Raw genomic sequence first — 10,010 nt, forward strand, 5'->3', positions numbered from 1 at the left:
CCGCAGGCCTGTACGGCAGGGGGGTCCGGCCGGGCACGGTCGTCGCCTGGCAGCTCCCCACCCGCATCGAGACCGTCCTGCTCTCCCTCGCCCTCGCCCGCCTCGGCGCCGTCCAGTCCCCCGTCATCCCCCTCTACCGGGAGCGCGAGACCGGCTTCGCCCTGCGAGCCTCGCGGGCCGAGTTCTTCGCCGTGCCCGGCGCCTGGCGCGGCTTCGACCACACCGCGATGGCCGCCCGGCTCGGCGCCCGCGGCGTCTTCCGCGTCCACGCCCCCGCCGACCTGCCCGACGGGGACCCCGCCGTGCTGCCCCCGCCGCCCGCCGACGGCACCGGCGTGCGCTGGATCTACTGGACCTCCGGCACCACCTCCGACCCCAAGGGCGTCCTGCACACCGACCGCTCCCTGCTCGCCGGGGGGTCCTGCCTCGCCCACGCCCTGCGCCCGGCCCCCGGGGACACCGGGTCCATCGCCTTCCCGTACGCCCACATCGGCGGCCCCGACTACCTGGTGATGCTGCTCCTGTACGGGTTCCCCGCCGTCCTCTTCGAGACGTTCGCGCTGCCCGACGCCCTGGACGCCTACCGGCGGCACGGCGTCACCATCGCCGGCGGCTCCACCGCCTTCTACACGATGTTCCTCGCCGAGCAGCGCAAACGGCCCGGCGAGAAGCTGATCCCCACCCTCCGCCTGATGGCCGGCGGCGGCGCCCCGAAACCGCCCGAGCTCCACCGCGCGGTCGTCCGCGAACTGGGCTGCCGGCTGGCCCACGGCTACGGCATGACCGAAGTCCCCATGATCACGATGGGCTCCCCCGACGACGGCGAGGACGACCTCGCCCACACCGAGGGCCGCCCGCCCGCCGGCATGGAGATCCGCATCACCGGCCCCGCCGGCGAACAGCTCCCGGCCGGCGCCGAGGGCGAGGTGCGGCTGCGCGGCGAAGCCGTCTGCAGCGGCTACCTCGACCCGGCGGCCACCGCCGAGGCCTTCGACGCCGAGGGGTTCCTGCGCACCGGCGACCTGGGCCGGCTGACCCCCTCCGGCCACCTCGTCCTCACCGGCCGCAGCAAGGACGTCATCATCCGCAAGGGCGAGAACATCTCCGCCAAGGAGGTCGAGGAGCTCCTGCACGGCCTCCCCGGCGTCGGCGACGCCGCCGTCATCGGCCTGCCCGACCCCGAGCGCGGCGAGCGGGTCTGCGCCGTCGTCGAGCAGACCCCCGGCTCCGCCCCGCTCACCCTGGACCGGGTCACGGCCCACCTGCGCGCCGCGGGCCTCGCCCCGCACAAACTGCCCGAGCAGCTGGAACTCCTCGACGCCCTGCCCCGCAACGAGGCCCTGCGCAAGGTCCTGAAGTACAAGCTCCGCGAGCGGTTCACCCGGCCCTGAGCCGCCTGCTGCGGTCGCCGCCGCAGCAGCAGGTTCCTACGATGGGGTGGGTCAGCTCGGGGACCCGGCACACTCCAGGACAGGGGTGATCCGCCATGGGCCGACGCCACCGGGCCGTCCCCGCCGTCGCCGCCGCCTCCCTGCTGCTCGCCGTGCTGTGCGCGGGCCAGACCCCCGCCGCGGCGCTCCCCGGCCGCGTGGACATCGACCCCGCCACCGCGGAGCGCCTCGACGAGGCGATCACCGAGACGATGCGCAAGGCCGGCATCCCCGGCGTCTCCGTCGGCCTGTGGACGGACGGCGGCGGATCGTACGAGCGGGCCTTCGGCACCGCCGACACCGCGACCGGCACCCCGATGAAGACCGACCTGCACACCCGTATCGGCAGCGTCACCAAGACGTTCACCGTCACCGCCGTCCTCCGGCTCGTCGACGACGGCAAGATCGCTCTCGACGAGCCGATCGGCCGGTACGTGGACGGCGTACCCGGCGGCGACCGCATCACCGTCCGGCAGCTCGCCGACATGCGCAGCGGCCTCTACAACTACACCGAGGACCAAGGCTTCCTGGACGCCATGAAGCAGAACCCGGACCGCGCCTGGAGCCCGCAGGAACTCCTCGACACCGCGTTCAAGCACCCCGCGCAGTTCGCGCCCGGCGCCCGCTGGGAGTACAGCAACACCAACACCGTGCTGCTGGGGCTGCTCGTCGAGAAGATCGCAGGACTGCCGCTCAGGGACTACATCCGGGAGGAGGTCCTGGAGCCGGCCGGGCTGGACGACACCGCACTCCCGGTCGGTGCCGAGATCCCGGACCCGTACGTGCACGGCTACACGGACTTCGCGCCGGGCGGGAAGACCACCGACGCGAGCGGCTGGAACCCGAGCTGGGCGTGGGCCGCCGGCGCCATGACGTCCACCCTGGACGACCTGCGCACCTGGGCCCCCGTCATGGCCTCCGGCCGCCTGCCCGACGGCGGCCGGCTCCTGGAGCCGGGCACCCAGGCCCAGCGGGTGCGGATGCTGCCGACGGGACATCAGGGCGTCCGGTACGGGCTGGGCATCGCCGAGTTCGACGGATGGATCGGGCACAACGGCGAACTGCCCGGCTACGAGACCATCGCCGTCCGGCTCCCGCAGGAGCGCACCACCTTCGTCGTCATCGTCAACTCCGACATCGACAAGAAGGAGGGCAGCCTGAGCACCCTCATCGGAAACGCCGTGACCAGGATCGTCACACCCGAGAACGTCTGGGAACTGCCGGCGGCCGCACAGCCCAAGGGGCCGGCCGGGCCTTCCGAGGCACCCGCGACGGGCCGGCCGGAGACCGGGAGCTCCGCCCCCGGCACCGGCACCGCGCCGTCCCCGGCCGGGAGCTGACGGCGCGGCCGCCGCACGGCCCGCCGCCCGCGCGGGTCCGGTCCGGCTCCCGTCAGAGCGCGTCGGGCGCCTCCACCCCGCAGTACGCCGCGAACGCCGCCAGGACGTCGTCCTCCGCGATGCGGCCGTCCCCGTCCGTGTCGAGACCCGCCGCCAACTCGCCGGCGAGCTCCGCAGGCGTGCCGAGCACGCGCAGCACGCGGGCCGCCGCCTCCGGGGGCGTCCCCGCGCCGTCCCCGGACGCCACGGCGAGCACCGCGTGGAGGAACGGGCGGGCGATCTCCGCGAACCGGTGCGGATTGTCCCGCAGCCGCTTCGCCGCGCCGGTGACGAACTCCTCGCGGGTGACCCGCTGGTCGCCGTCGACGTCGGCGATCCCGGCCATGCCCTGCCAGAAGGCCTCCGCGCCCGCGAACACGGCCTGGCCCTTCTCCGACCGTGCCGTCGTGCCGAATTCGGCCAGGACCGCCCGGGCGGCCGCGCTGAAGTCCTCGCGGTCGATGTATCCGTTGCCGTCCTGGTCGAAGGCGGCGAATCGGGCGGCGATCTTGCGCTCGTACTCTGCGCTGTCCATATCGGCGTTCCGCCTTCACATGTGCGGTGGGGTGCAGTTCAAGACAAGGCGAGAGCGTAAGCCCTCGATGGCCCGCGCGTTAAGCCGAGGTGCCCCGCAGGTGGCCGCATCGAACCCGCGCACGAGGAGCGCGGCGGGGCGCGCACCCGCGGTCGCGTGTGCCGCCGCCCGGTGCGCCGTCGCCGCCGTCCCCCGAGGGCCCGTCAGCCTGCTAGCACGGCGGCGCACTTCCGGGGCGGCTTCCGCCAAAAGATTCGCGCACGGGCCCGTGGCCAGTACATTCGTGGGGTCGACACACGGCTGGGGGCAGCACATGCCGAAGGACGTACCACCGCGCTGGGACCGCCGCATGCAGCAGCGCCTCGCCCGCGGCGAGGCCGCCGCGCTCGGAGAGCTGTACGACCGGTTCGCGTCCCTCGTCCACGGCCTGGCGCACCGGGTCCTCGGCGACGAGGGCGGCGCCGACCGCGTCACCCGCGAGGTGTTCGGCTACATCTGGCAGCACCCGGACGCCTACGACCCCCGGCAGGGCTCCATGCGCTCGTGGGTGGCCCGGATCGCCCAGGGGCGGGCAGTGGACCGGCTCCGGCAGGCCGAGCGGGGCCGCGGCTCCCGCGAGGAACTGGAGGAGAAGGTCCGCAGCGCCAACGCCGCCGCCCGCGCCGACTACATCGTCACGTCCATGCCCGCGCCGCTGCGGGCCGCGCTGGAGCTCGCGTACTTCCAGCGCCGCGACTACCGGCAGGCCGCCGCGGACCTCCGCATCAGCGAGGACGAGGCCCGGCGCCGGCTCCGCCTCGGCCTGCAGCTGCTGTCGACCGCCAACGCCCTCCCGCAGGAGGACACCGCACCGCCCGGATACGGCCCGCCCGGATATGGAACCCCCCGATGAACGGTCCCGACGACGGACTCGACGGCCGCGCCGGCCCGGGCGGCCCCGGCGGCCGCCGCCCCGGCCCCGAAGAGCAGCAGGTCGGCGGGGCGCCCCGGATACCGGTCCCGCGCGGCGCGGCCGTCGCCCTCGACCCCGCGCACGCGCCGCTCCCGCAGGACCCGCCCCCTGTGCCGCCCCCGGCACCGGACGGCGCGCCGCCGACGCCGGCGGAGTCCCCGGCACGGAGCGGGCGGGCCCCCGAGCCCCGCTCGCACACCGTGCTGAAGTCCCTGCTCGGCGCGTGGGCGCTCGCCGCGTGCTCCGCCGAGGAGACGCAGGCACTGGAGGAGCACCTCACCGAGTGCGCGCCCTGCGCGGAGGAGGCGCTGCGGCTGCGCGACGCGGTCGGCCTGCTGCACCGCGAGGAGAGCCTGGACCTCAAGCCGATGCTGCGCTCGCGCGTCCTGGAGGAGTGCCTGGGCAAGCGGCCCGCCCGGATCCCCGTCCCGGCGTGGGCGGGCCCGTACGACACCGAGACCGCGCGGCTCGACGCGCTGCTGCGGGACTTCGGCGACGGCGAGTGGGAGACGCCGGTCCGGCTGAAGTGGTTCGAGGAGGAGCGGCGGCGCACCCGCCGGACGACGGTCGCCGGGGTCATCGGCCACCTGATGACCGTCGACGGGCTCGTCGCGGCGGCCCTCGGGCTCGACGACCCGCTCGGCCCGGAGGGGCCGCGGCAGGGCGGGGCGACCGCCCGCACCGAGCACTACTGGAGCTCCGCCGGGCAGCCGCCGACCCGGCACGTCCGCGAGCCGTGGCGGGAGCAGGGGCACACCCTCCTGCGGACCGTCTCGTTCGCGGGCCGCGGCGCGGCCGAGCTGACCGTGGACTACGGGCCGTTCGCCCTGCCGCTGGGAGACGCCTTCCTGGAGCGCGCCTTCGAGTGCTGGGTGCACGCCTGGGACATCGCGGAGGCGGTGGACTACCCCTACGACGCGCCGTCGGGGCCGGACCTGAACCGGATGATCGACCTGGCGGCGCGGCTCCTGCCGAGCGCGCTGGCGCACCGGCGGCGGGCGGGCCTCGCCGCCCCGGCACGCCGGCTCGTCGAGGCGGGCGCGCCGGGCCGGACCCTGCGCCTGGAGATCGAGGGCTCGGGCGGCGGCAGCTGGGACATCGCGCTGGACTCCCCGGCGGCGGCGCCGTCACGGGAGCACACGGTGGCGCGGATCGCGCTGGACGGGGCCGAGTTCTGCCAGCTGGCCGCCGGGCACATCGCGCCGGAGGAGGCGGCCGTCGGGCAGGACGGCGACCGCGAGGCGATCCGCGACGTGCTGTTCGCCGCCGCCTCGCTGAGCCGCCTCTGACCGTGCGGCCCCGCCCGGGGCGGCCCGGCGGCGGCCTCGGACCCGGATCGGGCTCCGTGCCCCTGCCCGGGCCCGCTGCCGGGTCCTAGGCGAAGACGACCGTGCGGCTGCCGTTCAGCAGGACCCGGTGCTCGCTGTGCCACTTCACGGCCCGGGCCAGGGCCTGGCACTCCACGTCCCGGCCGACCGCCACGAGCTGGTCGGGGGTGACCTCGTGGCCGACGCGCTCGACTTCCTGCTCGATGATCGGGCCCTCGTCGAGGTCGGCCGTGACGTAGTGGGCGGTCGCGCCGATCAGCTTCACGCCCCGGGCGTGCGCCTGGTGGTACGGCTTCGCGCCCTTGAAGCTCGGCAGGAAGGAGTGGTGGATGTTGATGATCCGGCCGCTCAGCTCCCGGCACAGGGTGTCCGAGAGGACCTGCATGTAGCGGGCGAGGACGACGAGTTCGACGTTCTCGGCGCGGACGATGTCCAGGAGCTTCTGCTCGGCCGCCGCCTTCGTCTCCTTCGTCACCGGGATGTGGTGGAAGGGGATGTCGTACGAGGCGACGAGCTCGGCGAAGTCGGTGTGGTTCGAGACCACGGCGGCGATCTCCACCGGCAGGGCGCCGATCCGGGTGCGGAAGAGCAGGTCGTTGAGGCAGTGCCCGAACTTCGAGACCATCAGGACGATCCGCATCCGCTCGTCGGAGCGGTGGATCTGCCAGTCCATGCGGAAGGAGTCGCCGATCGCGGCGAAGCTGGCCCGCAGCTTCTCCACCGAGACGGGCGGCTCGGCCGAGAAGTGGACCCGCATGAAGAACAGGCCGGTGTCGTGGTCGCCGAACTGGCGGCTGTCCTCGATGTTGCACCCGGTCATGAACAGGTAGCTGGACACGGCGTGCACGATGCCCTGCTTGTCGGGGCAGGACAGGGTCAGTACGTACTGCTGGGGGGCCTGGGTGTGCGGGTCGTCGCTCATGACCCCACAGCTTTTCACACGCCGCGGGTCAGGATCCTCAGCAGTTCCAGCGACCGCGGCGCCGCGTCCGGGTCGTCGCCGTCGGACTGCGCCATCCGCACGTGCGCCTCGCGGGCGGCGCGGACGGCCTCGGGCCAGTCCGGGTGGTCCAGGTAGGCGGAGACGGGGGCGTCGGGGCCGACCTGGTGCAGGATGCGGAGCACCCGCACGACCGCCGCGTCGACGAGGGCCGCCTCGTGGGCGTCGCGGAAGATCGTGCCGACGTACTTGTCGGCGGACCAGCTGTCGAGCCAGGTGTCCTCGACGAGCCGGTACACGGCGTCGGTGACGTCCCCGTATCCCTCGACTCCGGCGAGCCAGGTCTCCTTCTGGAAGACCGGGTCGGAGATCATGTGCAGCGCCGAGCGCACGTTGCTGCGCCAGCGCCACCACGGCATGTCGTTCAGGGGCATGCCGCCCATGGTGAAGGAGCGGCCGCCGCGTTTGGAAGTGTTCTTCGAACCTTGGGCGAATGTCACGCTTTCGATCGTACGTTCCCCTCCGGGGCGATCTTGAAGCGCCTGCGGGGCGGGGCGCGGGGCGTCCGCCCCCTGGCTTTCACCCGGCCGTCACCGTCCGTTGCACCGCTCTCACTCCCGCGTTCCCCGCGGGCCGGAATGGTGCATGGACATGACCGATCGGCGACGCGCGACCCCCTTCCACCGCACCGTGCTCGCATCGGCGCTGGCCGCATGCCTGGCCGCCGGATGCGGGGTGCTCCCGTCGGGCTCCGGGCCCGCGGGGGACACCATCACCGTCATGACCTTCGCCCCGCAGGACACCGCCGCCACCAACATGCCCGGCATGGTCGGCATGGCCAAGGCGTACGAACGCTGGACCAACGCCAGGGGCGGCATCAACGGCCGCCGGCTCCGCGTGATCACCTGCAACGAGAAGAACACCCCGAGCGGCGCCGCGGACTGCGCCCGCAAGGCCGTCGCGGAGAACGCGGTGGCCGTCGTCGGCTCCTACAGCCAGCACGGGCGCGCCTTCATGGCCCCCCTCGAATCCGAGGGCATCCCCTTCATCGGCGGCTACGGCGTCACCCCCGAGGAGTTCCAGAGCCCGCTGTCCTTCCCCGTCAACGGCGGCCAGCCCGTCCTCCTCGCGGGCGCCGGCCACCAGCTGGGCCGGGTCTGCGGACAGGTGTCCCTGGTGCGGCCCGACACCCTCGCCGGCGACTCCATGCCGGTCCTCCTCGACGCCGGCCTGAAGGCCGACCCCGGCGGCAAGGCGGGCGGAGCCGAGGACATCCGGGCGGCCGAGGACACCGCGGACTTCGTCCCGCAGGCCCGCCAGGCCATGGCCGGCGCGGCGGCCAAGGACCCGTCGGGCAAGGAGCGCGGCTGCGTCACCGCCGTGCTCGGCCAGCGCACCGAGACCTTCTTCGACGCCTTCCGGCGCGCCGGCGACCCGCGCCGCAGCCCGCAGATCGCCTCCGTCCTCGGCAGCGTCAGCCAGGCGCTGATCGACCGCACCGGCGGCCGCGACAGCCCCTTCGAGGGGGCCCTCGTCACCGGCTGGTACCCCGTCTCGACGGACCCCCTGTGGGAGCCGATGCGCCGGGTGGCCGCCGAGCACGCCTTCGGCGACCACGCCGTCGACCCCGACGACAGCGGCACGCAGACCGCCTGGATCGCGTACACCGTGCTGAGCGAGGTCCTGAAGCGGCTGGCGCCCGGCGAGGAGGTCACCGCCCGGAAGGTCGCCCGGGCCCTGAAGCAGGCGGAACCCGTGCACACCGGGGGCCTGACGCCCGACCTGAGCTGGCGGCTGGACGACATGCGCGCCATCGCCGGCTACCCCCGCATGGTGAACGGGCAGGTCACCTTCCAGGTCGTCCGGTCCGGGCGGCTCGTCGCCCAGCCGGGTGAGCAGGCGCGGGACATGACCGCCGCCCTGGAGCGGGCCCCGAGCCCGGCCTGACCCGCGCGGGGTGCCCGGGCCGGGCGCACCGCGCCCGGGCGGGCGTCACAGCTGCGACTTGTCGCGCTTCGGGAGGTTGTACTTGGCCGCGATCGGGTTCCACAGGGCCGCCGCGGACTCCTTCGCCCGCGTCGCCTCCCCGCTCGACTTGTTGCCGTCGGCGGCGTCGTCCGTGTTCCGGGCCTGGCCGTCCTTGCAGCCCTTCTTCTTGTCGTCGGCGACGTCCTCCGCCCAGGCCGCGTAGCTGTTGTCGGCATCCGCCGACGCCTTCCACGCCTTCGTGAGGGACGCCGACAGCCGCTGGTGGTTCGGCAGCTTGTCCAGCCGCAGCTCCTGGAGGCGCGTGACGAGCTCCTCGCGCTGGCGGGCGGCGCTGCGCAGGTCGTCGGCGGCCGTGCCGAGGTTGCGGCAGCCCTTGATGTCGTCGACCGCCTTGATGACCGAGTCCCGGCTGTCGGCGCTGTCGGCGAGCACCTTGTCCAGCTGGACCGCCTGGGAGCGGGCCGGATCCACCGGCGCCTCGGCGGCCGCCGCGGCCGAACCCGTGGGGGACGGCGCCGCAGCGGCCGCGGCCGGGTCGTTGTTCTGCGCCTTCGGGTCGCTCAGCATCGCGCCGACGCCGAGCCCCACCACCGCCAGGCCGATCACCACGGCCGCGATCACGGCGGGCGGCACCCGCCGCGCCGGCTCCGGCGCAGGCGGGGGCGGCGGCGGGGCGGCGAAGCCGGGCTGGGGCTGCCGGGCGTACTGCTGCTGCGGATGCGGCGCCGGGTGCTGCCCGCGCGGCGGCTGCGGGCGCGGCGGGGGCCGGCGCAGCACCGGCTCCTGGACGGGCGGCATCTGCCGGGTGTGGCCGTCGGCCCCGTCCTGGCGGAAGAGGCCGTCGAAGTCGCCGGTGACGGGCGGGATGTACTGCGTCGCCGCCTCGTCCGGGCCCGCCCCGTGAGCGGCTCCCGGTCCGGCCGGGACCGGCGGGATGTACTGCGTCGCGGCCTCGTCGTGCGCGGCGGGTCCCGCGGGCGGGACGGGGCCGGGGTCCGCAGGGACCGGCGGGATGTACTGCGTCGCCGCCTCGTCGTGCGCGGCGGGTCCGGCGGGCGATACGGGGCCCGGGTCCGCAGGGACCGGCGGGATGTACTGGGTGACGGCCTCCGGCAGCGGCGGGTACCCGTACCCGTGCGGCTGCCCCGGCCCCTCGTACCCGGGGCCGAGCACATGCCCGGCCGGCGGCGCATCCGGGCCCGGGAGGCCCTGGCCCTGCGCGGCCTGACCCTGCGCCCCCTGGTGCGGGTGGGGCCGGTAGGCCTGGTCGTCCTGGAAGCCCTGACCCGGGGCGGCCTGGCCCGGGGCGGCCTGGCCCGGGGCGGCCTGGCCCGGGAGGCCCGGATCCGGGTAGCCCTGGCCCGGGAGGCCCGGATCCGGGTAGCCCTGGCCCGGGAGGCCCGGATCCGGGTAGCCCTGGCCAGGGGCGGGCGGGAAGCCGCCGCCCGGGTCCTGCG

General features: G+C 75.0%; 9 protein-coding genes. 5 read left to right on the plus strand and 4 right to left on the minus strand.

Annotated elements, in window-relative coordinates:
* Positions 1-1,391 (plus strand): AMP-binding protein (locus EF903_RS21305; RefSeq protein ID WP_125545526.1); only part of this gene is annotated, 1,391 nt, incomplete at its 5' end.
* Between the two features lie 95 nt (positions 1,392-1,486).
* Positions 1,487-2,770 carry a serine hydrolase gene (locus tag EF903_RS21310; RefSeq protein ID WP_125545528.1) on the plus strand — a complete coding sequence of 428 codons (1,284 nt, stop codon included), beginning with the start codon at positions 1,487-1,489 and terminating at the stop codon, positions 2,768-2,770.
* Positions 2,771-2,822: 52 nt separating this feature from the next.
* Here the strand turns inward: EF903_RS21310 and EF903_RS21315 are convergent, their stop codons facing one another.
* Complete coding sequence (locus tag EF903_RS21315) at positions 2,823-3,344, minus strand: EF-hand domain-containing protein (RefSeq protein ID WP_125545530.1); 522 nt, start codon at positions 3,342-3,344, stop codon at positions 2,823-2,825.
* 313 nt (positions 3,345-3,657) lie between these two features.
* Between EF903_RS21315 and EF903_RS21320 the strand changes: the two genes are divergently transcribed.
* Together EF903_RS21320 and EF903_RS21325 are read left to right on the plus strand one after the other, a co-directional pair.
* Positions 3,658-4,236 carry a sigma-70 family RNA polymerase sigma factor gene (locus EF903_RS21320; RefSeq protein WP_125545536.1) on the plus strand — a complete coding sequence of 193 codons (579 nt, stop codon included), beginning with the start codon at positions 3,658-3,660 and terminating at the stop codon, positions 4,234-4,236.
* On the plus strand, positions 4,233-5,585 hold the full coding sequence (locus tag EF903_RS21325; protein ID WP_185902753.1) for a maleylpyruvate isomerase N-terminal domain-containing protein: 1,353 nt from the start codon (positions 4,233-4,235) through the stop codon (positions 5,583-5,585). Before EF903_RS21320 ends, EF903_RS21325 begins: the two co-directional genes overlap by 4 nt.
* 85 nt (positions 5,586-5,670) lie before the next feature.
* Here EF903_RS21325 and purU read toward each other — a convergent pair whose 3' ends face one another.
* Positions 5,671-6,546 (minus strand): formyltetrahydrofolate deformylase, encoded by an 876-nt coding sequence (purU, locus tag EF903_RS21330; protein WP_125545532.1) that lies wholly within the window; start codon positions 6,544-6,546, stop codon positions 5,671-5,673.
* Between the two features lie 14 nt (positions 6,547-6,560).
* Positions 6,561-7,007, minus strand: a complete 447-nt coding sequence (locus EF903_RS21335; RefSeq protein WP_125545540.1) for an SCO4402 family protein — start codon at positions 7,005-7,007, stop codon at positions 6,561-6,563.
* A 208-nt stretch (positions 7,008-7,215) separates the two neighbouring features.
* On the opposite strand from EF903_RS21335, the gene EF903_RS21340 reads away from it, so the two are divergent.
* Complete coding sequence (locus EF903_RS21340) at positions 7,216-8,511, plus strand: ABC transporter substrate-binding protein (protein ID WP_125545534.1); 1,296 nt, start codon at positions 7,216-7,218, stop codon at positions 8,509-8,511.
* A 45-nt stretch (positions 8,512-8,556) separates the two neighbouring features.
* Here EF903_RS21340 and EF903_RS35915 read toward each other — a convergent pair.
* On the minus strand, positions 8,557-10,010 hold a 1,454-nt coding region (locus tag EF903_RS35915), incomplete at its 5' end, for a hypothetical protein (RefSeq protein WP_312845951.1).

Origin of the sequence: Streptomyces sp. WAC05292 (assembly GCF_003949955.1) — a bacterium.
Classification (GTDB): domain Bacteria; phylum Actinomycetota; class Actinomycetes; order Streptomycetales; family Streptomycetaceae; genus Streptomyces; species Streptomyces globosus.